General features: G+C 46.8%; 17 protein-coding genes and 2 tRNA genes. 11 read left to right on the forward strand and 8 right to left on the reverse strand.

Annotated elements, in window-relative coordinates; genetic code table 11:
• Nucleotides 1–212 precede the first annotated feature (212 nt).
• The 4 genes from LU290_RS00925 (at nt 213) to LU290_RS00940 (ending at nt 6,453) form a co-directional block, all read left to right on the forward strand.
• On the forward strand, nt 213–2,471 hold the full coding sequence (locus LU290_RS00925; RefSeq protein WP_277808715.1) for a FepA family TonB-dependent siderophore receptor: 2,259 nt from the start codon (nt 213–215) through the stop codon (nt 2,469–2,471).
• Between the two features lie 49 nt (nt 2,472–2,520).
• Nucleotides 2,521–3,423, forward strand: coding sequence for an alpha/beta hydrolase (locus tag LU290_RS00930; RefSeq protein WP_277808716.1), 903 nt, complete (start codon nt 2,521–2,523; stop codon nt 3,421–3,423).
• Between the two features lie 103 nt (nt 3,424–3,526).
• Nucleotides 3,527–5,455, forward strand: coding sequence for a molecular chaperone HtpG (htpG, locus tag LU290_RS00935; protein ID WP_277808717.1), 1,929 nt, complete (start codon nt 3,527–3,529; stop codon nt 5,453–5,455).
• A 149-nt stretch (nt 5,456–5,604) separates the two neighbouring features.
• On the forward strand, nt 5,605–6,453 hold the full coding sequence (locus tag LU290_RS00940) for a DUF3025 domain-containing protein (protein WP_277808718.1): 849 nt from the start codon (nt 5,605–5,607) through the stop codon (nt 6,451–6,453).
• A gap of 121 nt (nt 6,454–6,574) precedes the next feature.
• On the opposite strand, the gene LU290_RS00945 is transcribed toward LU290_RS00940, so the two are convergent.
• The 5 genes from LU290_RS00945 to LU290_RS00965 all read right to left on the reverse strand — a co-directional run bounded on the left by LU290_RS00945 (nt 6,575) and on the right by LU290_RS00965 (nt 13,012).
• Nucleotides 6,575–7,438 (reverse strand): OmpA family protein, encoded by an 864-nt coding sequence (locus LU290_RS00945; RefSeq protein ID WP_277808719.1) that lies wholly within the window; start codon nt 7,436–7,438, stop codon nt 6,575–6,577.
• 76 nt (nt 7,439–7,514) lie between these two features.
• Complete coding sequence (locus tag LU290_RS00950; RefSeq protein WP_277808720.1) at nt 7,515–11,759, reverse strand: ESPR-type extended signal peptide-containing protein; 4,245 nt, start codon at nt 11,757–11,759, stop codon at nt 7,515–7,517.
• A 349-nt stretch (nt 11,760–12,108) separates the two neighbouring features.
• Nucleotides 12,109–12,783 carry a metal-dependent hydrolase gene (locus tag LU290_RS00955; RefSeq protein WP_277808721.1) on the reverse strand — a complete coding sequence of 225 codons (675 nt, stop codon included), beginning with the start codon at nt 12,781–12,783 and terminating at the stop codon, nt 12,109–12,111.
• A gap of 59 nt (nt 12,784–12,842) precedes the next feature.
• Nucleotides 12,843–12,918: transfer RNA gene (locus LU290_RS00960), tRNA-Gly, on the reverse strand.
• Nucleotides 12,919–12,936: 18 nt separating this feature from the next.
• A tRNA-Gly gene (locus LU290_RS00965) sits at nt 12,937–13,012 on the reverse strand.
• A gap of 324 nt (nt 13,013–13,336) precedes the next feature.
• Between LU290_RS00965 and pgsA the strand changes: the two genes are divergently transcribed.
• A complete protein-coding gene (pgsA, locus tag LU290_RS00970) occupies nt 13,337–13,984 on the forward strand; it encodes a CDP-diacylglycerol--glycerol-3-phosphate 3-phosphatidyltransferase (RefSeq protein ID WP_277808722.1) in 648 nt (215 codons plus the stop codon).
• Between the two features lie 177 nt (nt 13,985–14,161).
• Here the strand turns inward: pgsA and LU290_RS00975 are convergent, their stop codons facing one another.
• From LU290_RS00975 to nadR, 3 genes are all read right to left on the reverse strand, one after another.
• The gene (locus LU290_RS00975) at nt 14,162–14,587 is read right to left on the reverse strand and encodes an Mpo1 family 2-hydroxy fatty acid dioxygenase (RefSeq protein ID WP_277808723.1); all 426 of its coding nucleotides are present in this window, start codon (nt 14,585–14,587) and stop codon (nt 14,162–14,164) included.
• Between the two features lie 86 nt (nt 14,588–14,673).
• Nucleotides 14,674–15,423 (reverse strand): nicotinamide riboside transporter PnuC, encoded by a 750-nt coding sequence (gene pnuC / locus LU290_RS00980; protein ID WP_277809524.1) that lies wholly within the window; start codon nt 15,421–15,423, stop codon nt 14,674–14,676.
• Nucleotides 15,424–15,474: 51 nt separating this feature from the next.
• Entirely contained in the window at nt 15,475–16,500 is a 1,026-nt protein-coding gene (gene nadR, locus LU290_RS00985) for a multifunctional transcriptional regulator/nicotinamide-nucleotide adenylyltransferase/ribosylnicotinamide kinase NadR (protein WP_277808724.1), read from the reverse strand.
• A 392-nt stretch (nt 16,501–16,892) separates the two neighbouring features.
• Between nadR and LU290_RS00990 the strand changes: the two genes are divergently transcribed.
• From LU290_RS00990 to LU290_RS01015, 6 genes are all read left to right on the forward strand, one after another.
• Nucleotides 16,893–17,129, forward strand: a complete 237-nt coding sequence (locus tag LU290_RS00990; RefSeq protein ID WP_277808725.1) for a PspC domain-containing protein — start codon at nt 16,893–16,895, stop codon at nt 17,127–17,129.
• Between the two features lie 128 nt (nt 17,130–17,257).
• Nucleotides 17,258–18,205 (forward strand): glycine--tRNA ligase subunit alpha, encoded by a 948-nt coding sequence (gene glyQ, locus LU290_RS00995; protein ID WP_277808726.1) that lies wholly within the window; start codon nt 17,258–17,260, stop codon nt 18,203–18,205.
• Between the two features lie 9 nt (nt 18,206–18,214).
• Complete coding sequence (locus LU290_RS01000; protein ID WP_277808727.1) at nt 18,215–18,520, forward strand: hypothetical protein; 306 nt, start codon at nt 18,215–18,217, stop codon at nt 18,518–18,520.
• Between the two features lie 225 nt (nt 18,521–18,745).
• A complete protein-coding gene (locus LU290_RS01005; protein ID WP_277808728.1) occupies nt 18,746–19,738 on the forward strand; it encodes a virulence RhuM family protein/type II toxin-antitoxin system death-on-curing family toxin in 993 nt (330 codons plus the stop codon).
• A gap of 77 nt (nt 19,739–19,815) precedes the next feature.
• Nucleotides 19,816–21,897, forward strand: a complete 2,082-nt coding sequence (glyS, locus tag LU290_RS01010) for a glycine--tRNA ligase subunit beta (protein ID WP_277808729.1) — start codon at nt 19,816–19,818, stop codon at nt 21,895–21,897.
• Nucleotides 21,898–22,647: 750 nt separating this feature from the next.
• Nucleotides 22,648–23,586 carry an OmpA family protein gene (locus tag LU290_RS01015; protein WP_277808730.1) on the forward strand — a complete coding sequence of 313 codons (939 nt, stop codon included), beginning with the start codon at nt 22,648–22,650 and terminating at the stop codon, nt 23,584–23,586.
• Nucleotides 23,587–23,625 lie beyond the last annotated feature (39 nt).

A 23,625-nucleotide genomic window follows, 5' to 3' on the forward strand; every position in this document is an offset into this window, starting at 1 on the left:
TGGGGGGTGAATGGTTGTGATGGTTTTTGAGTTTAAACCATCATGCCATCTAGAACTAGAATAAATTATTTTTTCAAAATGTGATAGATGTATAAAAAGAATGTTTATTCAAAATTTTTTAATGTATTAATAATAAGAATATTTATTATTTACATTATCATAAAGTATCAGTATAATTGTTTCACTCTGTATTAACCAAATGAGGATAAACCATGCCACATTTTCGCCCAAAAGCATTATCCGTCTGCCTGCTATCATTCATGAGTATGGCAGCAATGGCACAGACCCAAGCCGTCAGCGATGACGATCTTCCAAGTGTTGAGCTAGAACCCATGGTCATTACCGCCCAAAGACAGGTGAAGCAGTCGCTTGGCGTGTCAAACATCAGCGAGGGCGACCTTGAACGCACGCCTGTTGCCAGCGACATCTCAGAAATCGTACGAAAAATGCCAGGTGTCAATCTAACAGGTAACTCGGCAACAGGTCAGCGTGGCAACCAGCGGCAGATTGATATTCGAGGCATGGGTCCTGAAAATACGCTCATCTTGGTCGATGGCAAGCCGATTACATCACGCAATAGCGTGCGTTATGGCTGGCGTGGCGAGCGTGATACTCGTGGCGACTCGCAGTGGGTGCCAGCGGCGGCAATCCAAAGCATCGAGGTCATCAGAGGTCCTGCCGCTGCTCGCTATGGCAGTGGGGCGATGGGCGGGGTGGTGAACATCATCACCAAAAAAACCACCGAGGGTTTGCATGGCTCTGTTGAGCTGTACACCAATCAGCCAGATGACAGTCAAGAGGGCGACAGTCGGCGTATCAGTGCCAATCTTGGTGGCTCATTGACCGATAAACTGGGCGTGCGTCTTTATGGTAATTTTAACAAAACAAAGATGGATGACCCTAATATCAATCCTTTGGTGCGTTATTATAATGCCAATGGCACTTATTATATGGCACGAGCGGCAGGGCGTGAGGGCGTAGAAAATAAAGATGCAGGCATACGCCTAAGCTATGAGATAAGCCCTAAGCACACGCTTAATTTTGATGCCACTTATGGTCGTCAGGGCAATGAATATGCAGGAGACACACAGCACTCCAACCGTGATGCGACTTTGACAGACCCAACTTCTGCCCAAAATACCAGTAACGCACTGCTAAACTCTCTTTTGGGCAGTCAGACCAACATCATGCGTCGTGATGGCTACGCACTAAGCTATGATGGCGAATTTGATTGGGGTGATGTCAGCTTGACTGCTCAATATGATAAAACCAAAAACACTCGTCTAAACGAAGGTTTGGCAGGCGGTCCTGAGGGGGTGATTACCAGTTTGGCATTTGAAAACACCAAACTTGACACCAAAAGACTGCACGGTGAGCTGACTTTGCCTTTGATGGTGCGCGTGCCACAGAAGCTCACATTGGGGGCAGAATATGTGCATGATAAGCTCATAGACACCGCCAACACCGATGAGGGTACAGCCACAGGCACGGACAGACGAGCGATATTTGCCGACTATTACACCTCTGGCGACAGAAGCAAGATGACCTCACGCATTGCCTCTGTCTATGCAGAGGATAATTTGCAACTTTCAGATGACACCAATTTGGTGCTATCGGCTCGTTACGACCACCACAATAAATCAGGCAGTAATTTTAGCCCAGCATTAAACCTCACCCACAAGTTCAATGACGCTTGGACGGTAAAAGCAGGCGTGGCTCGTGCGTATAAAGCGCCCAATTTGTATCAAAATTCAAGCGGCTATCTGCTCTACACTCGTGGTCAGGGGTGTCCTGTCTATCTGGGCAATAGATTTCGCTGTATCTTGCAGGGCAATGATGACCTAAAACCAGAAACCTCACTCAACACCGAGCTTGGCGTACAATACAAACAAGACAATATTAATGCTAGCTTAACTTATTTTCATAATGATTATAAAGATAAAATTGTGGCAGGCAGTGCGGTGCATGACACAACAGTCATTGGGGCGGACACTTATCGTCTGCTAAAATGGGAAAACGCCCCACAGGCGACCATATCAGGCTTGGAGGGCAGCATCACATGGACAAAGGATCAAGCACGCTGGACCAATAACATCACTTATATGATGAAGTCGGTGGACAAACAGACAGGCGACCCGTTATCATTGGTGCCAAATTATACATGGAACTCTGTCTTTGGCTATGATTTTAATGATGATTGGGACATGAATGTGGTGTTTACGCAGTATGGGCGACAAAAGGTACGCCGCAATGCTCAAAATGTCATCGAAGTCGGTCAGCTAAACGGACCTGATGTACGCAGTTATAATACCGTCTCTGTCAATGCAGGCTATCGCTTTAATGGCAATCTACAAGGTCGTATTGGGGTGAATAACTTATTTGACAAGCAGCTGCTGCGTGATAACAGCATTAACCAAACCTATAATGAGACAGGGCGTGCGTATTTTGCCAGTTTAAAATATGAGTTTTAAGGGTCTTTTTTACAATAACAAGCGATCGCTAAGCGGTGTGCTTTTTGCCATGATGACTGTCATGACGGCAGGTCACGCAGCAGCCACCGATAAGGGATACCCCATGCAGACAGACGATACAGACTGGCAAGCCGTCATCATACCCCAAGCCAGTCAAAGGCTCATGCGCTCTGCCATCACCAATAAAGATTATCTCATACAGGTCGCCACCATCGGTGAGCGTCCTGCCAATGGCTACCCTGTGGTTTATGTGCTTGATGGCAATGCGTTTTTTGCCCCCAGTGTGTCCATCGCCCAGATGCTGCATGGCAGACCTGCCCAAACACAGCCAAAATCACTCATGATAGTCGGTATCGGCTACCCTACAGACAAACAGTTTGATATTGCCAATCGTGCGCACGATTATACACCCCCTGCTGACAGCTATCCTAAGCCCAAAGGCGAGCAGACCGCCTTTGGTGGGGCGGAGCGGTTTTATGAGTTTATTGAGCAAGAACTGACCCCCATGCTTGATGATAAATTTGGCATCAACCCAAACCATCGCAGCTTGGTGGGGCATTCTTTTGGCGGACTGTTTGGGCTGTATGTGCTGATGAAACATGGGCAAAGTTTTAATCATTATGTCATTGCCAGCCCTTCGATTTGGTGGAACGACAAAAGTATTTTGGCTTACAAAGATGCCCTCATTGCCACACCCAATATCCGCCATATACTCATTACCTTAGGCGAGCATGAGCTTAGTGCTACACACAAAGACCCAAGCCTAAATGCCTTTGGCGTAACAGACAGTCTGGCTCATCAGATGGCTCAGTTTTTGGCACACTGTTTGACAGGCGCGCAGGTGGATTTTAGTTTTCATCCAAATTTCAATCACGGCATGAACGCCTATCCATCGCTTGTGCATGGGCTTGCGATGATTTATCAAAGCTGTCAGGCGGATGAGAGGTGTTAGTGCCACAGTTGTTTTGATTGCCCATGTTCTGACTTGAAAAACGCCAAACCATCCTTATTTTTATGGCATTGATTAAACATTGCATTAAAAATAGGAGTATCTTATGTCAAATCCGACCTCCCATCATTTTGAAACCGAAGTTACTCAGCTGTTGCATTTGGTAACGCATTCTTTGTATTCTAATGCGGACATTTTCATCCGTGAGCTGGTGTCAAATGCGTCCGATGCTTGCGATAAACTGCGTTTTTTGGCGACTTCGGACGGCAGCCTGTATGAAAATGATGGCGAATTAAAAGTAACCATTGACATCGATCCTGCCGCCAAAACCTTGACCATCAGCGATAATGGCATCGGCATGAATGAGGCGGATGCCATTGAAAACCTAGGCACGATTGCCAAATCAGGCACAAAGGCATTTTTGGATAAGCTGTCAGAAGCGGATAAAAAAGACGGTGCGCTGATCGGACAGTTTGGCGTGGGCTTTTATTCTGGCTTTATTGTGGCGGATAAAATTGTCGTTGAGAGCCGTAAGGCAGGCGAGTCGTCAGATCAGGGTGTGCGCTGGGAGTCTAATGGCACAGGACAATTTACCACCCAAAGCATTGACAAGCCAAATCGTGGCACGACCATCACCTTGCACTTAAAAGATGAGTACACCACAGGCGAGCAAAATTATCTTGATCGCTACAAAATCACTTCACTCATCAATAAATATTCTGATCATATTAGCCTGCCTATTTGTATGCGTAAACAAGAGTGGCAAGAAGAGCTGGATGATGAGGGCAACCCCATCGCTGGCAAAGGGCAATATGTTACTACTGATGAGTACGAAACCATCAACAAGGCATCTGCCCTATGGACTCGTTCGGCAAATGACATTACGACCGATGAGTACAATGAGTTTTATAAGACGCTCAGCTATGACTTTGCTGACCCATTGACTTGGACGCACAACCGAGTAGAAGGGCGTGTGCAATATACTCAGTTGTTGTACATTCCATCAAAAGCACCGATGGATTTGTACGCACGAGAGCAGCAGCGAGGGCTTAAACTGTATGTCAAACGCGTCTTTATCATGGATGACGCTGAACAACTGCTGCCGATGTATTTGCGCTTTGTCAAAGGTGTGATTGACAGTCAGGATTTGCCGCTTAATGTCAGCCGTGAGATTTTGCAAGAAAGCAAAGATGTCAAGGCGATCCGTGATGGTAATGCCCGCCGTGTGCTGACTTTGCTTGCCAGTCTTGCCAATTCAGAAGAGAGCGAAAAGCAAGATAAATTTAAGGCGTTCTATGCTGAGTTTGGTGATGTGCTAAAAGAAGGCTTGGGCGAAGATATGCCAAATCAAGAACGCATTGCTAAGTTGCTTCGTTATGCCACGAGCCAAAATAGCCAGCTTGCGACAGGCTTTGCTGATTATAAGGCACGCATGAAAGAGGGGCAAAAGGCGATTTATTATCTGACCGCTGATAATTTGACCGCTGCCAAAAACAGCCCACAGCTAGAATTATTCAACAAAAAAGGCATTGAGGTCATTTTGATGACCGCTCGTGTCGATGAATGGGCGATGAACTTTCTGACAGAATTTGATGGCACGCCACTGCAAAACATTGCCAAAGGGGCGGTGGATTTGGGCGATTTGACCGATGAAGCTGAAAAAGAGGAAGTCAAGCAAGCCGAAGAGAGCCTAAAACCTGTGGTGGAGCGTCTAAAAGGCGTGCTTGGCGAGCGCACCAAAGATGTGCGAGTGTCAAGCCGTCTGGTGGATTCTCCTGCCTGTCTTGTGGTGGGCGAGGGCGAGCTGACTCCGCAGATGGTGCAGATGTTAAAGGCGATGGGTCAGAGCGTACCTGATGTTAAGCCAACCCTTGAAATCAACCCAACGCACCCATTGATTACTCGCCTTGAAAATAGTACAGACTTTGATGATCTTGCCCAAGTCATCTTTGATCAAGCAGTGCTGTCAGACGGCGGACAGCTTGATGATCCAGCAGGCTATCTAAAACGCATTAATAAATTGCTATTAAAATAAGCCATTTTTGTAGCTTTTGTAGGGGCGAAAAATTTTTCGTCCCTATTTTAATGCCAAAAATCTAAGCCATGCGTTGCCATCATAAAAAATCCTGCCAAAGGCGTGAAAAAATTATACAATAAATCGCTTTTTTGATTTGATGATTCAAGATGATGAATGATTTTTTGACACAATTTGACACCATTGACCGCACCGCCATTTGGCTCAAGCCCTATGCGGATATTCATCGCACATTTGCCAAAGACAGATGGGCAGGCGAGCTTGCCGATTGGCTCAATGTGTATTTTGAGCAGCAAAAAATCATGCCGATGTTACACGGAACACAGATGCCATTGACCTTCGTCAATCAGGACGATCTGCCCCATGGCACAGCGTACGAACAGCACATTTTTCATACCGCCAACATTCCCACCAGAAACAATCTACACGATTGGTTTGGGGCGTGTGTGTGGTCGGTATTTCCAAAATCAAAAGCACTGCTCAATCAAGCCCACATTCGTGAAATGGCAAAAGGCACCAACGCTCATGGGCGAAATCGTGTGCGTGATGCCATCACGATATTTGATGAAAATGGGGCGATTTTGGTGGTGAGTGATGAGCAAGTCGGTCAGGCATTAAAGCACTTTGATTGGCAAAATGCACTCATCGCCCCACGACAAAGCTGGTGCAATCCTACCACGCCAAAAGACAGCGATAAGGCTCAGGTCTTTATTTTTGGTCATGCTCTGCTTGAACAGTTGATTACGCCTAGAAAGCCACTGTGTAGCCACACTTGGATTGTCAAAGTGTCCGATGAGTTTTTTGGCAAAAGTCAGGCGGACAAGCTGACTGATTTGGATGACATACTCACCAAGATGCTAGACGAATGGCTCATTGATGGGGCGACGCCAAGAGATTTATCGCCTTTGCCGATTTTGGGCGTGCCGTATTTTTGGGACAATGGCGATGTGTCCTTTTATCAAGATGATGCGGTATTTAGAAAGGGCAGGCGAGGGTAGATGCTTGGGCAAAAAATAGGTCAGAAGCTTGCCCGATGATGTGAATATAAGATGTGGGTTATTAGAGGTTAAAAAAATAGGTTTAATGAGTCCATTAAACCTATTTTTGTGCGCAAAAGGATCAGTTTTGCTGTGGGGCGACAGCGTACACGGCCACATGCACCTCGACACGGCGGTTCGGCTGCAAGCAGTCGATCAGCTGACGGCGAGGTAGGTTGTCAGCACACTGTACAACAGGGCTTGACTCGCCTGCACCTGCCGTAATCAAAGTGGCAGGGTTGACGCCACGCTCAACCAAGTAGGCACGCACGGTATTAGCACGCAGCTGTGATAGATTAAGATTGTAGGTGTCATCGCCTAAGCGGTCGGTATGACCGGTGATGGTAACACGACTGTCGCCACGCTGCTCCCAAGCGATCAGTTTGGCCGCCAGTTCATCAAGTGAAGCGCGTCCTGCTGGTAGCATGTCGCTACGGCTGAACTTGTCAAAGGCAAAGAGTGCATCAGCGCCCAAATTGATCTTTTCATTGATGATTGGAGTGGCAGGTGTGATGATAGGCGCAGGAATGACAACAGGCGCAGGCGTAGCAGCAACAGGCGCACTTTCTTGTAGCTCAAAGCAGCCATTCTCGCCACGCCAATACAACGCCTGAGCGACTTTTTTGTCATAATCGACACGCAGCTGACAGCGCACATAGTCTTGGGTGTTTGGCACACGGATGTCTAGGACATAGTTCCATTGATTATTGACAAATACGCCTTCATTGAATTGCGGATTGCCAAGAATTTGACGAATGTGATCTTTGGTTAAGCCCACATCAAGGCGTGCCACATCCGCCACTTCGTAGCGTGGCACTTGTTTTAGATAGCTTGCTTTCTCAAAGTCAGGAAAGCGAATGTCATCAGGCGCAGGCGTGATGTAGGCTGCGTTTGCCGCAGCTGCTGCAAATACTGACGCAGCGATGAAAGATTTGATAAATGTCATAACAGTCTCTTTGAAAAATTAAGTCAGTGTGCTTGACGATCTCATGACCGCCAAGCACAAGGTGTTTTGTCAATGATCAGTCGATCACGCCGCTTACGCCGATGCGTACGCCAGTGCCGCCTTCGGTGGCTCTTGACATGCCGCCTGTAAACGCCCAGCGACCATTATCGGCGGTCTTTTTGAGCGTTACAGCGACGGCTTGCTCACCGCTATAATGAGCGGCGCCTGCTGCGTAGGTCCACTTGCCCGGCACAAACGGTGCTTCCTCAAATGCCATCGCTGAGGCGATGCCTGCTTTGGCAGCGCGGTCTACATCACCGATGCGGTTGTGCAGATGGTCAATGTCGGTATAGATATTTTGTGCCATACCTTTTAGCTGACCTAGGTTCACAGCGTGGTGGTCCAGTGTGGCATCAGCGACATTGCTGATGTTTTGGTTGTTTGCATTGATGCCGTTGTTGCTGATGTAGGTTTTGTTACCGACATTAACACCACGATTATCTAGCACTACTTGATTACTACCCGTACCCACAGTTAGCTGCTCGGTTGCGGTGACATTCTTGACAGTGATGCTGTCATTCAGCGATACAGTGATGGCGTCGCCAGCTGCTTTCGTGGTGATGTTGTTATCACCTGTAATACTCACTGTGCTACCTAGTTTTTGCACATTGGTGCTACCGCTGTCGCCAGCAAAGGTTAGACCTTGGTTTGTTACTGTATCGTATGCGTCCACACCTTTTTTGATGTCATTTTTGGTGCCAGTTGACAGATCTACAACATAACCTGTAACATCAGTTGTACCGACTTTTGTCGTTGCACCTGGCTTGACTGTCACAGCAGTTGAGCCTTCCGATACCGATGCTGAAGTATCTTTAGCTGAAATGGTATATGTTGTCTCGCCATTGGCAGTAGCTTCATTAACTGTGACATTATTACCACCTTTGACTTGGACAGTTGCACCTGAGCCATTGGCACCATCTTTTACGGTGGTGGTCGTTGTCTGACCATTGCCATCGGTGATGGAGATGGTGTGCGTGCCGTCATTATTATTAGTCACAGAGGCGACAGCGTTCGCACCATCACGACCGTCTACACCATCACGACCGTCTACACCATCACGACCGTCTACACCATCACGACCAGCAGCGCCAGTCTCGCCTTTAGGACCTTGTGGACCTTGTGGACCTACTTCACCCTGAGGACCTTGAGCGCCAGTGTCGCCTTTATCGCCTTGTGGACCAGTCTCGCCTTGTGGACCTTGCGGACCAGTTGCACCAGTTTCGCCTTGCGGACCAGTTGCACCAGTCTCACCTTGTGGACCTACTTCACCCTGCGGACCTTGAGCGCCAGTGTCGCCTTTATCGCCTTGTGGACCAGTCTCGCCTTGCGGACCTTGCGGACCAGTAGCGCCAGTTTCGCCTTGCGGACCTTGCGGACCAGTTGCACCAGTTTCACCTTGTGGACCTTGTGAACCTTGTGGACCTACTTCACCCTGAGGACCTTGAGCGCCAGTCTCGCCTTTATCCCCTTTAGGACCTTGAGTTAGTGTGCCAACTTCGGTTTTGTTGCCATCGGCATCGACTTTCTCAACCTTGATGCTACCATCATCCTGTGCGGTGGCAATGACAGAAGTGCCGTCTTTACCGTCCTGACCATCTTTGCCGTTTAGCACGGTCATCTCTTGTTTGTCGCCATTAGGCTGTGTGATGATGATCTTATAGCCATTATCGACTTCTTTGGTCTCAAATAGCGTACCTTTGACGGTAATCTCACGCACATTGTCTTTGGTTTCGCCATTTACAATGATGCCATTTGCACCGATGAATTTCACTTCGTTGGCATTTTTGACAGTGTCTGTATAGCTGTTGCCAGAAGCTGAGACGATCCAGCCCATGTTACGCAGATCGCCCACAGTGGCTGCGGTGCTGTTTTTGACACCAGGGTTGTTTAGATTGAGCAAACCTTGTGGAGCGTCATTTTTTAGGTTGCTGGTTAAATTTTGCAGCACTCGTGGAGTGTTTGCTACATTATCACCATCATTCATGCTGGCGACGACATTGGTTACAGGTTGAACTTCGTTACCATCTTGGTCAGCGTAGATAGGAACGAAATCTTGCAGATCCTCATCCCATTTAAAGCTTGGAGATATATTGATGTCTGCTGGATAGAAGTTGCCATCTGGGTATCTAACAAGCTTATTGCCGTCTGTGTCGGTATAGATGATAGGCATCTGATCTAGCGTGCCTTTGGTCACCAAGTACAGCTGGCTGCCATTGATGGCATCGGTGCTGTCTGCTGTGATACGACCTGCGGCGACATTGGTGATGGTGCGTTTGTCAAATGCAGAACCCACCGAGACAGTGGCGATTGGGTTTGCACCCGCAAAACCTGAGTAGGTGATATCATTCACGGTTGCTTGTGATGTGCGAACAGCTCTTGCCGTTTGAGAGTCTGCACCCAATGCCACCGACCTTGAATGAGCGGCGTTTGAACCAGGGCCCAATGCTGTGGCATCGGTAGCAGTAACTTTGGAGTAAGTGCCGATAGCTATGGCACCGGTAGCAGTAGCTTCGGAGTAAGTGCCGATAGCTGTGGCATTTTGGCCAAGTGCTTTAGCATTGCCGCCAAAAGCAGCAGCATTTTCCTGAGTGGCTCGTGCATAATTACCGACAACAGATGAGTTATAGCCCGATGCAGTCGCACCACCGCCCACAGCTGTGGCATGCTCATTAGTTGCCTGCGACATCCAGCCAATGGCTACAGTCTGTGTACCTTTTGCACTTGATCTGGCTCCAATAGCAATTGGGCTATATGCAGCTCTTCCGTTTTCTTTGGCTGTCGCATTAGCTTCAAAGCCTATGCTGATCGCACCAACCGCAGTTGATTGGGCTGTGGCATTTTGACCAATGGCGACATCATGTGAATTCACTGCCTTAGCGTTCACACCCGCTGCAATTGCACCAGTTGCCGTCGCCCCACCTTTGGCATCGACAGGGCCTTCGTTGGTGGTGGCATTGCCAGCAGGCTGATCGGCAGCGCCAGTGTTCACATGGAAATAATTGGTGCGGTTTGCTGCGGCATCAACGGTAGCCAATTTATCCGCCACGGCATACAGCTGGCTGCCATTGATGGCGTCGGTGCTGTCTGCTGTGATACGACCTGCGGCGACATTCTGAAGCTGACGCTCGCTGCCAGCAGCGCCGATTGATACTGCGCTGGTCGGCGCACTACCTGCAAAGTTGCTGTAAGTGATGCCATTGACCGCTGCATTGGCAGTTGGTGTTACTTGGGTAGTCTCTGAGTCTGCACCCAGTGCCACATCACCCTCAGCGACTGCTGCCTTGGCATTTTTACCGATGGCGATGGCGGTGTCTTTTTGGGCGGTGGTGTCTTGACCGATGGCGATGACGTCATTGACATATGGGACTTTTACATCGGGGTTTAATTTGGTTGGGGTTTTGTTATCTTCTGAGAAATTAATGCTATGATTGGAGTTAATGCCAATGGCAATATTATTGTAACCGTTTATGCCTTGCCCAGAAGCAGCGCCTAATGCAACATTGTAACTGCCAATGACACCCACTCTTGAGCCAGTATGGTCAAGATAGCCTCCAGCTGCCGCACCCGCCAGATGACCCATCGCAATATTGGCATCGCCATGTCTAAGTTCGCCTGCATTCCAACCTAAATAGTCGTTAGAAAATCCCGTTGCATTAAGCCCGGCAAAACGACCTATCACAGTTGAATTACTAAGTACTTCGTTGGTCGTATAGCCAAGATCTTGCCAATGAACTTGATCATCTGGTTCTGGTGGATTGAACACATCTAGTTGTGGTGGGCGATAAGAGCCGGCATGCTCACCAATAGCAATGACATTAGCACCTGTTCGGTTGGTGCCAACACCAATACCTAGCAAGACACCCTGTTCTAATGATGAGAGATTTCCAGCATGATTACCGATCATGATTGTATTTCGAGTAAGGGTGCCTTCTGAGTCCTTACCTGCATTTAAACCGATGGCAATGGCAGCAGATCCTTTCGCCTGAGCATCGATACCTGCTGCGACTGCATATTGACCAACAGCACCACCCTTAGCATCGACCGTGCCTTCATTGGTGTCAGGATTGCCAGCAGGCTGATCGGCAGCGCCAGTGTTTACATGGAAATAAGTATCCGCCGACGCTGTGCCTGCCATCATGACGCTGGCTGCGACTAGGGCGAATTTGACTGATTTGGTCTTTTTGCGACCACGACCAAGCTCGCTCACCGCTTGATAAGCACCTGTTGCTTGGTTATAAATGACCTTATAAATACTGTTCATATAATCACTCAATAATTAAGAAAAAAACAAAACAAAAACCTCCCCCCCCCCCCTTTTTTTTTGTATCTGATATCTAAACCAATATACAATATAAGGGGAGGGGAAGGTGATCGGTGATTTTAGTGATGGATGGATATAATCCACCCACTGTGAGGATATATTAACATTTTTTCAGGCAAATAATAAAAAAAATTTTATTAGATATGTACAAAAAATGTAAAAATAAATGATAACATGGCTGTATTATGTGCTTGCATGACACATGGATCAAGCTTGATTTGATGACGATCAGGTCAAAATAGCACTCTGTCTTTTTGAGTGTTTGGATTGTCATCTGTTGTTTTTAAGATCAATGCGTCAGTCTGCTGAGTATCCGCCAGACCTCCTGATAGGGCGGCGCCTTAAAAAATAACACAGCGACGATGACGTACAGTACAAGATACTGCAAGGGCTTGTCAAATTCGATGAATTTAAACGCTGTGCCGAAGGATTTTTTTAGGCGCAGACCAAAGGCATTGACGCTATAAATCTCATCAAGCATCAGATGCACAAGACTGCCAAACAACAAAAACAGCCCAAGCATCCAGCTGGTGAATGCGGTGAGCTTCATGCCAAAATACAGCCCATGCACCAATAATAGCGCAAACACCGCCATGTATGGCACCGAATGCACCACGCCACGATGCACAGTCAGGCGGCTAAAAGTATCAAGCAGTACATAGCGAATGATGACGAAGCTCCCCGCCCACAGCATGAGGGCGTCCAAGATGAGTCTGCTGCCATAGTAGGCGTTGGCGTAGAGGACGACGATGAGCGTGGAGGCGATGAGACTGCCCAAGAAAAATCCACGCTTGGTGGGCGCTGAGTGATCAAGATCGATGTCAGGCAGTAGCCCGCCAATCGTACCGACGATGGCGCAAAGTATGGCGGTGGTTAGTCCAAAGACTTTGGCATAGACGCCAGCTGCGGCAAGGGCAGTGCTTGCGGTGGCAGCGACACCAAGGTGGGTGTGAAAATTTGCCATAAGAATACAATCATCCAAGCAACAAAAAACCCAACTCTTTCGAATTGGGCTTAAAAATTTGGAGCGGGAAACGAGATTCGAACTCGCGACCCCAACCTTGGCAAGGTTGTGCTCTACCAACTGAGCTATTCCCGCAATGTGTGATGTAAGATTTGGAGCGGGAAACGAGATTCGAACTCGCGACCCCAACCTTGGCAAGGTTGTGCTCTACCAACTGAGCTATTCCCGCAATTTTCATCATTTAAGATGACATACATCATTGCATGGGTGCGTATTATATAGATTTTTTGTGCGCTGTCAATAACTTTTTTTAAAAAAATCAAAAATTTTATGATTTTTGTCGGTTTTTTCATCAAATCCTTCAAAATGCTTAAAAACACACCAAGCTTTTTTGCAAAATTAGCCAAAATCCATCGCTAAAATTCTAAAAATAAGGTATCATAAAGCGCCGTGAATCGCCAAGTTTTGGTGCATCGACCGATGGCATCATCAAATTCATGCAAATGTGCAAAGTTTTACCAGACATCCATTAAACATTAAAAAATAAGTTGTCATGACCCAGTCAAGCCACGCCAAACATACGATTTTTAATCTGCCCAATAACCTCACCATCGCTCGCATCGTGATGATTCCTTTATTCATCGCCATTGCCTACTGGCCACCTGCGCTGGGGATTGGTGTGCCTGCCATCACCAATAATGCCATCGCAAGGCTGGGTATGCTAGAATACAGCGACAGCATGCTTAGGCATTTTTTATTGACTTTTTTATTCATCTTGGCAGCAATCACCGACTGGCTAGATGGCTATCTGGCACGCAGGCTAAACATCACCTCAGCTTTTGGGCGTTTTTTGGATCCTGTGGCGGACAAGCTCATGGTGGCGGCGGCTTTGGTGATTTTGGTGCAGTGGCACGCCAACATCATCATGGCGGTGTGTGCCATCGTCATCATCTCACGAGAGATTGCGGTATCGGCGCTGCGTGAGTGGATGGCGGAGCTGGGCGCACGCACGAGCGTGGCGGTGTCTTATGTGGGTAAGTTAAAGACGGCGTTTCAGATGATCGCCATCTCGGTGCTGCTATTGAATTGGCAAAGCCTTGAAACGATTGGCTATGTGCTGATGGTGATTGCGGTGATTTTGACGCTGTGGTCGATGATGATTTATCTAAAAGCGGCTTGGCCGTACTTAAAGCAGCCTTAAATGTACAATGCAAATGCTGCTAAATTAAATACAAAACACCAAGAGTGGGGCGAGCTTTGTGCTGTAAGCCACATGTAAAAAATGACAATTAAGGGTGGTTAGGGTGGTTAAGGTAAAGCCATCATTTACAAGCTCAAACACCACCCTTACATTTGTCAAAAATACAACCAACACCGATTATTTTTTAATAAAATTCATCGCCACCCAAGCAGGACCGATGAGCAAAAACTGCAAATCCTCAAAAAAAGACGGCTTAGCCCCTTCGATTTTGTGACCGACAAACTGCCCAATCCAAGCCAGCACAAAGATGCCGACCCACACCCCCCAATGCCAGTTTGTTGCATACACAAAGCCTGCGCACAAAGCGATGAATGCCGCCATCGCAAGGAACAACGGCACGGACAGTCGTAAATAAAAAAACAGCACGCCAGCGGCAATCACTGCCATCAAGATCGGACTGATTGCCATGATAAGAGCGACGATGGTTAGGAAAATCACAGGCACACAGATGTTATGAATGCTTTTGTTGGTGTGATTTTGATGGCTGACAGCATACTCTGTAAGCCAAGTATTTAGCGATTTTTTGCTGACAAATAATGACATAAAATACTCCTTTTCTTGCCAAATATGAAGTTTAATTCACATTCACCAAAAGCCTTTCTTGGCTTTGGTGAATGCTTTGCGTGCGATTATGCTTGCCGCTGTTCGCTGCGCTGCCAACCGTACAGACCTACGATGGCGTTGATCTGATAGATCATCGTTTGAATGGCAAAGATGATGTTGCCTGACATGAGATTGACAACGAGCCACACCACATTTACCAAAATCCACAGCCACCAGTTGAACGAATAGCGCAGAATCATCGTCACTTGGGCGGTGATGGAAAGCACAAAGGCGATGACATTGATCCAAAAAAAACTAATGATGCCAAGAAATTTGCTGCCGTCGTCCTCAATCACGCCATAGCCTTGGGCGATGAGCCAGTCGTTGAGATGGGGAAACAGCGCCAAACCAATGGCGATGAAAATCAGCGTCACGCCCCAGAGGTATTTGCTTGCCGATTTTGGAATCATGTTGCCGTCTGCGTCGGTATGCTCACGCCATTGGACCATCCCATACAGATGGGCAAAGAAGTTAAAGATTGGCGCCAACATCAGACCGACCGCACCCGAAGTGCCTTGTACGACCACTTCGCCTGCGGTGGCAAGCAGACCTAGACCGTTGCCAAGCAGATTTTTGCGAAACGACAGCCCAACCACGCACAAAAGACCGACGATCGACACGCCAAGATAAAACCAGTCCAGCGGCGCATGTTCGGTGGTTTGCCAAAAGCCGATGAACAGTGCGCTTGCACCCAAGACAAACCAAGTCAAGATCCAGTGTAATGACCAGTCTTGCTCTCCATTGCCTGTGATGTTATCCAAAAATGCCACTTTCATGCGCATCGTGCCTTGTCTTTTTATAGATTGTGATGTCATTAAACTACAAAATCACGCTTTATGCAAGACATGTGTATCAATAAAACGCACCGCCTGCTCGTAGCGTGTGTGATAATCGGCATCATCGATGATGTGGGGCGTGATGTCGTGGCGAGCTAATATCTGCAAGATGCGACTGGCAAAGCGTGTACGCTGTGACTGACTGCCAAGCCGTCTGATGCCATCTGCCACCCATTCGACATTATTGTCAAGATAGATGGTAAAATCCATGCGCAGTTCGTCAGCGAGGGCGGCGACCACAGGATTGCTGCGTCCCTCATACTCCTCGCAAAACGCCTGCGTCGTGGCAAAGTCGGTGTCCACCATCACAATCGGTGCGGTGGCGTTTTTTTTGGCATCATAAATGGCGCGCGCATGGTTGATGGCGATGGGCGTGTAGTCGCTGTACTGCAAAGCGGTCTCAGTACCACCTAGGTCGCTATGGGCATACAGTCGACCCATTTCAAGGGCGACGCTTGCGCCATAATGAGCCGCCAGCTTATGCACCAAAGTGGTCTTGCCAGAGCTTTCACCACCGACGATACACACCGTCTGCACATAGCTGGGTCTGGCAGAAGGGGCGATGTCATAAAAATGAGCGATGGGATTGTCATAAATTTCTTCATCGTCATAGCTGTGGCTTGGTAGTTTGACGGTTTGGTTGCTGGTTTGAGTGCTCGCTTGGCTATGTGCCATGCTGCCATCTTTAACAAAAACCTTCACAGACTCGTGCTGACCGATGCCCAATTTGGCAAATGCACTCTCACTCAGTTCGACGCATTTGCCATAGTCACCCGTCAAGGTGACATCGAGGCTTTCGGTAGTATGTACTTTGATGAAGTCAAAATCTTGGCACGCCACCTGCACCCAGCGTGCCTTGTCTTGTAGGGTAGGAGTAAAGCGTGCGTTTGCTTTGGTGCTGGGTGTGATGATGATGTGCAGCGTGCCACACAGCCCAGCTGCGGTGTTGATGTCTCTTAGGTGTCCTAGGTGCAAGGGTTCAAAATGCCCGATGAGTAGTCCGATGCTCGCTGTCATGTGCCGTCCGATGAATCTGAAAAAGTGGCTATAAAAGTGGCTAGAAGTGTTTGTGTGGCAGTCATTATAACAAAATGACGCCAACAAAACCCTAAAAATTAAAATTTCCTGCATCTTAGGTGCTATGAGTCATTACATGAGTCTGATTGATAAACAGCCAAATGCACCTTTATAACATATAAAACACCAAATCTTTACAAAACTTGACATAATCCCATCACCCCAAAGCAACTGTCGTACTTTGGTAACCAAAGACAAATTTTCATTGAAATTTATCAAATTTAGCCATAAATTAATCACATAAGCCATCGTCATTATAGTTATGAATATAGCAGTAATGACAGACAGCGGATTGTATTTATCAAGATTTAAGATATAAGGGAGAGAGCATCATGAAAAAAATGATAAAACTACATCGTTCGGTACAGCATCGTGTTTTTGGTGGCGTGCTTGGCGGCATCGCTGAATATTTGGGCTGGTCGCCCACCACAGTGCGTGTGCTGTTTTTTGCCATCATCATTTTAAGTGCAGGCATCACACTGCCGATGGCGGCGTTGGCATACTTTGTCATGTGGCTGGTCATGCCAGAGGCGACGGCGGCGTCTTATGCCATTGATCACCCTGTGTGATGGCTGTGTGATATTGGCGTAATTTAGCGCACCACGACAAAAAACCACCTAAAACAGGTGGTTTTTGTTTTTTATCGTGCAATTTATGCTAAAATACCAAAATTTACCCAAATATTGAGTGATGAATCATGAGCAAGACTTTAACTTTCCAAGAAATTATCCTAACCCTACAAAACTACTGGGCAGAGCGTGGCTGCGTGATTTTACAGCCTTATGATATGGAAATGGGGGCGGGGACTTTTCATACGGCGACTTTTTTAAGAGCCTTAACCCCCGAAAAATGGAACGCCGCCTATGTGCAGCCGTCTCGCCGTCCGACCGATGGACGATATGGCGAAAACCCTAACCGTTTGCAACATTACTATCAATTCCAAGTCGTGCTAAAACCAAACCCTGCCAATATCCAAGAGCTGTATTTGGGTTCACTGCAAGCACTTGGCATTGACACGCTCACCCACGATGTGCGTTTTGTGGAGGATAACTGGGAGTCGCCAACTTTGGGGGCGTGGGGGCTTGGCTGGGAAGTCTGGCTAAATGGTATGGAAGTGACGCAGTTTACCTATTTTCAGCAAGTGGGCGGCATTGAGTGTTTCCCTGTAACGGGCGAGATTACTTATGGTTTGGAGCGTCTGGCGATGTACATTCAAGGCGTGGATAGCGTTTATGACCTTGTGTGGACAGATGGCGAATTTGGCAAAGTAACCTATGGCGATGTGTTCCATCAAAACGAAGTGGAGCAATCGACCTATAACTTTGAATATGCCGATGTCGAAAAACTGTTTGATTTGTTTGATTTTTATGAAAAAGAAGCCGACCGCCTTGTGGGGGTGAATTTACCGTTGCCTGCTTATGAAATGGTGTTAAAAGCAAGCCACAGTTTTAACCTGCTTGACGCTCGTGGGGCAATCTCTGTTACCGAACGCCAAAGATTTATTTTGCGTGTGCGGACATTGGCACGAAAAGTGGCGGAGAATTATACCATTGCTCGTGCCAAATTGGGTTTTCCGCTTGCTGATGAAGCCCATAAAAAAGAAGCGCTTGAGAAGTGGTTGCCAAAAGAAAACGAACAAAACTAGGAATAAGCAATGAGCATTCAATTAGCAAAATCTTTGTCGGTGGCGGTTTTGTTGGTTCTTTTAACCGCTTGTGGTATGGTTGGCAATAACGACAATAACGAGCGTGAAAACGAACGCACCGAACAGTCCGACCGCCAAGAGCGTGATAACGACAATGACAATCGTGGTAATGATAGCCGTCAAGACGGTGATGATGACAACGATGAGCGTGAGAACGACAATCGTGGCGATGACAATGATAATGACCGCCGTGATAATGACGATGACCGTGAGAATGATGGTCGTGGCGATGACAATGACAAAGATGATGATTGATTAATAAGGGTTGAAAATGAGCACCGCATCGTTTGATAAACAATTTATTGTGCGTGATGAAAAGGCGATTGAGTAATTTTTATATGATTTGGAAAATGCCAAACCTATAAAAATCAAATCGCCCAAAAAAAGAACAGCTAAGTGTTGATGAGTTTTTGGAAATTTTACAAAAGCGTTTGAGTGATAAATAATGCGGTTTTCAAAAAAAATCGGAGCAATAAATAAATGACCAACCCCATAGAAATCTACCAATCGCCCACAGGCGAAACAGAAGTGGAAGTCCGCTTTGATAATGAAACCGTTTGGCTATCTTTGCAACAAATGGCGGATATTTTTGGGCGTGATAAATCGGTAATTTCACGCCATATCAAAAAAGTCTTTGATGAAGAAGAGCTGGATAAAAATTCAACTGTTGCAAAAAATGCAACAGTTCAAATTGAAGGTCAGCGTGAAGTGGTGCGTGAGATTGAATATTTTAATCTTGATGTCATTATTTCTGTCGGCTATCGTGTGAATTCCAAAGCGGGTACGGCATTTCGCCGTTGGGCAACCGCTCGTTTAAAAGACTATTTATTAAAAGGCTATGCCATTAATCAAAAACGCTTGGCAGAAAATGCGTTTGAATTGGAGCAAGCCTTAGCCTTAATTCAAAAAACCGCCCAATCAACCGCTTTGACCTTAGAAAGTGGTCGGGGGCTGATTGATATTGTCAGTCGCTATACCCAAACTTTTTTGTGGTTACAGCAATACGATGAAGGCTTATTATCAGAGCCAAAAGGCGAAATTGGCGGTGTTTTGCCAACGCTTGATGATGCCAGAAATTCGCTTGCCACTTTAAAAGTCGATTTAATTGCCAAAGGCGAAGCGACCGAGTTATTCGCCAAAGAGCGGGGCGATGGCTTATCGGCAATTTTGGGTAATTTAGAACAAACAGTTTTTGGCGAACCTGCTTATCCAAGCATTGAAGAAAAAGCGGCTCATTTATTGTATTTTGTCATTAAAAATCACCCATTTGCCGATGGCAATAAACGAAGTGGGGCATTTTTATTTGTAGATTTTTTATATAAAAATGGGCGACTGCTTAGCAAACAAGGCGAGCCGATTATTAACGACACAGGGCTTACAGCTTTGGCATTGTTGATTGCCGAATCCAATCCTGACAATAAAGAAACTTTGATTAAACTTGTGGTACATATGTTACAGTTAAACGAAAGGTGAATGGTAAAGATTTTGTCTTTGATGAATAACTCACAAAAAATTGAATTTATTTAGACATCATTAAAAAGGGTCAAACAATGAACACAATCTTATTTGAACTTGGCACCGAAGAGTTGCCACCAAAGTCATTAAAGACTTTAAAAAACGCCCTAGAAGACAGCGTCAAAAAGTCGCTGGCAGAGCAAAACATCGCCTTTGACGGCATCAAATCTTATGCCGCACCACGCCGTTTGGCGGTGCAGATCTTGGGCGCTGCTACGCTGACCCCTGACCGCAGCGAGACCAAAAAAGGTCCAAATGTGAAGGCAAGTTTTGACGCTGATGGCAATCTGACCCGTGCAGGTCAGGGCTTTTTGCAAGGCTTGAATGCGGGTGGTCTAAGTCTAACCAAAGACGATTTAATCACCGTGTCCGACAAAAAAGGCGAGTACATCGGCTATGAGCTTACTATTAAGGGCGAAAAAGTCGATGATTTGTTGCCAGCGATTTTCCAAAAAGCTCTGGACAGTCTGCCCATCGCCAAGCGAATGAGAAGCGGTGCAGAGCGTACCGAGTTTGTGCGTCCTGTGCAGTGGGTGGTCTTGATGCGTGATGAGGCGGTGATTTCGGCGAGTATTCAAGGTCATCAAACGGGCAATCAAACTCGTGGTCATCGTTTCCACGCCCCTGAGTTTTTTGCCATCAATCACGCTGATAATTATGAAGAATTGCTAAATAATGCCAGCGTGGTAGCAGACTTTGACAAACGCCAAGCGTCCATCAAAGAGCAAGTCGCCAAGCTATCAAGCGAAGTCGGTGCGGTCGCCATCGTGCCAGATGATTTGCTTGATGAAGTGACCGCTCTTGTGGATTTGCCTGTGGCGCTCAGAGCAAGCTTTGAAGAGCGATTCTTGGCGGTGCCGCAAGAGGCGCTCATCAGCACCATGCAAGCCGACCAAAAATATTTTTGCTTGACGGACGCATCTGGCAAACTTTTGCCGTACTTTATTTTTATCAGCAATATTGACAGCAAAGACAAGCAAGCTGTGATTTTGGGTAACGAAAAAGTCGTGCGCCCACGCCTGTCAGACGCTGAGTTTTTCTTTGAACAAGACCAAAAGCAGCCGCTATTTGCCCTGTCCGAAAACCTAAAAAACCGAGTATTCCAAGAAAAACTTGGCACGATTTGGGAAAAATCTGAACGCATTGCTGCATTGGCAAGTTTTATCGCCAAGCAAATCGGTGTAGACGACACGCACGCCACTCGTGCAGGCTTGTTGTCAAAATGCGACCTTGCCAGTACGCTCGTGGGCGAGTTCCCAGAATTGCAAGGCGTGGCAGGGACTTATTATGCTCGCTTAAACAACGAACCAAGTGATGTGGCAGAAGCGATTGCTGAGCAATATTTGCCAAAATTTGCAGGCGATAATCTGCCAGCGACCGACATCGGCGTGTGCTTGGCGCTTGCCGACCGTTTGGACACTTTGGTGGGGATTTTTGCGATCAATGAAATCCCGACTGGCTCAAAAGACCCGTTTAGCCTTCGCCGTGCTAGCATTGGCGTTTTGCGTATTTTGATTGAGAAAAAATTGCCGCTTGACTTGCCAAGCTTGATTCAGCAAGCCATCAGCAATTATGGCGAAAAAATCGCCAATGCAGACAAGACTTTCACCGATGTGATGGAATTTATCAATGCTCGCTATCGTGCGATGTACGAGGATCAAGGCGTGAATGTGGATACGATTTTGGCGGTGCAGAGCGTCGGCACTCAAAAACCGCTGGATTTTGACAATCGTATCCGTGCTGTGGAGAAATTCCGTAGCGAGCCTGTCGCCAAAACTTTGGCTCAAAATAACAAGCGAGTGGCGAACATTCTTGCCAAAGCCGAAAGCGACATCAATGCTAACATCGATGAAAGCTTGCTCACCGAGTCGGCTGAAAAGTCACTATTCGCTGCCCTTGTGGCTGCCCAAAACGCCACCAAGCCTTTGCTTGATGCTGCTGATTATCAAGGTATTCTAACAAATCTTACCAGCTTAGATGCGCCTTTGACAGCGTTCTTTGATGGCGTGATGGTAAATAGCGACGATGCGGCACTTAAAAACAACCGTCTGGCACTTTTAAAGCAAGTGCGTGAGCTGTTTTTGAGCGTGGCGGATGTTGGCGAGCTGGCTTTATGAGGCGGCGGCGCTCTTGATGGATGGGGGTGAATGTTATTCACCCCTATGGGTAAAATCCTAGATGTGATACGACAAATGCAACACGATTTGTAGGGGCGAAATATTTTTCGCCCTTGCTTTAAAGTTGAAATATTTTTCGCCTTGTGGACGGTTGGTAATGTTAAAAAATCACCGAACGATTGTAGGGGTGGTGTATTTTTAGGGCGAATGTTAAGGGCGAATGTTATTCGCCCCTACGAGTATAAATCCTAAATGTAAGTAGGGGCGGATTGCAATTCGCCCCTACGAGTATAAACCCAATTTAACCCCAAAAATTGAATGAAATTGCAGGATTGAAAATTTCCCACCCGAATGAATAAAATCCATTAGAAACAATACAGAAATAAATATACTTACCTTTTATTTAGCAAAAATCAATAACCCCCTCCATTGATGGGGAAAAATCATAAAAATCAATCATTAAGACTGTCAGTACAAGACAGAAATCTTGTGCTATTGCTTTAAAAAAAGTTTACAAAATTTACAAAAATGTCATTACACGGTACAGAGAACATTTGTTATAATATCGTCAGAGTTGCGCAACATTCCAAGTGGTCTAGGAAAGTTGTGCGCATGAGGTTGTAGGAGGTGGTGTGTTTAGGCGCATCGCCTTTGAGCCATCTGCATGACTCTATTAAAAAAAGCAATACCACCCAAGCTCGACATTCACTCAATGAGTGCTGAGTTTTATGGTTATTAAGGAAAAGACAAATGTTGAACAAAACTACGCTACTGGCTACCACCATAGCCTCAACCATGCTGCTGACTGCTTGCCAAACTACCGCACAGCTGCCAGCCGCTGCCCCAACTTGGTCTAAATCTGCCTCACCAGATGCCAACCTATTAAACCCACAGCTGTCAGACCGCACAGCCAACCTTATCTTCGTGCGCCCAGCAGCAAATAATCAAAATAACCCAGACACCAGCACCAACATCGCTCTAGATGACCGTTTCTTGGTGAGTGTTCAAGACAACCATTACAGCCAAGCCATCGTATGTGCTGGCAATGTGGCGCTATCAGCCGTACCAACTTCTGCTAAGATCAATGACCTATCTTACGGCGCTGCCACCATCAAACTTGATGCAGGTCAAACCCAAGTATTTGCCGTCACCACAGACGCCAACAACACCCCAACCCTAACTCCACTGTATGGCAATGACATCAACAATGCCCTAAACGGCACTTATCGTCAAGGTCATCAAATCAGCCGTGTACAAGCCAAAGACTGCCCAGCACCAGTTGTTGTAGCACCAGCACCAGTTGCTCCTGTACCACAACCTGCTTCTGAGTACTATGTTGAGACTCGCCCAAATGTGCGTCTAAACATCCTATTTGACACCGACAAGTCAAACATCAAGCCACAATACCAAAGTGAAGTGACTAAGGCTGCCAACTTCCTAAAACAATACCCAGAAGCCAATGCCATCATCGAAGGTCACACCGACTCTCGTGGTTCAGACGCTTATAACCAAGCACTGTCAGAGCGCCGTGCTGCCTCTGTGGTACAAGCACTGATCAACCAACATGGCGTAAACCCAAGCCGCCTAAGCGCACAAGGCTTTGGTGAGTCTCGCCCTGTTGCCTCTAATGACAACGCCGAAGGTCGTGCTCAAAACCGCCGTGTGATGGTTGTGATTCCGAACGAATAATCATTAAAAGCTAAGTATAAGCTAAGTACAAGTAACACT

This window comes from Moraxella nasibovis (assembly GCF_029581575.1).
GTDB classification, from domain to species: domain Bacteria; phylum Pseudomonadota; class Gammaproteobacteria; order Pseudomonadales; family Moraxellaceae; genus Moraxella; species Moraxella nasibovis.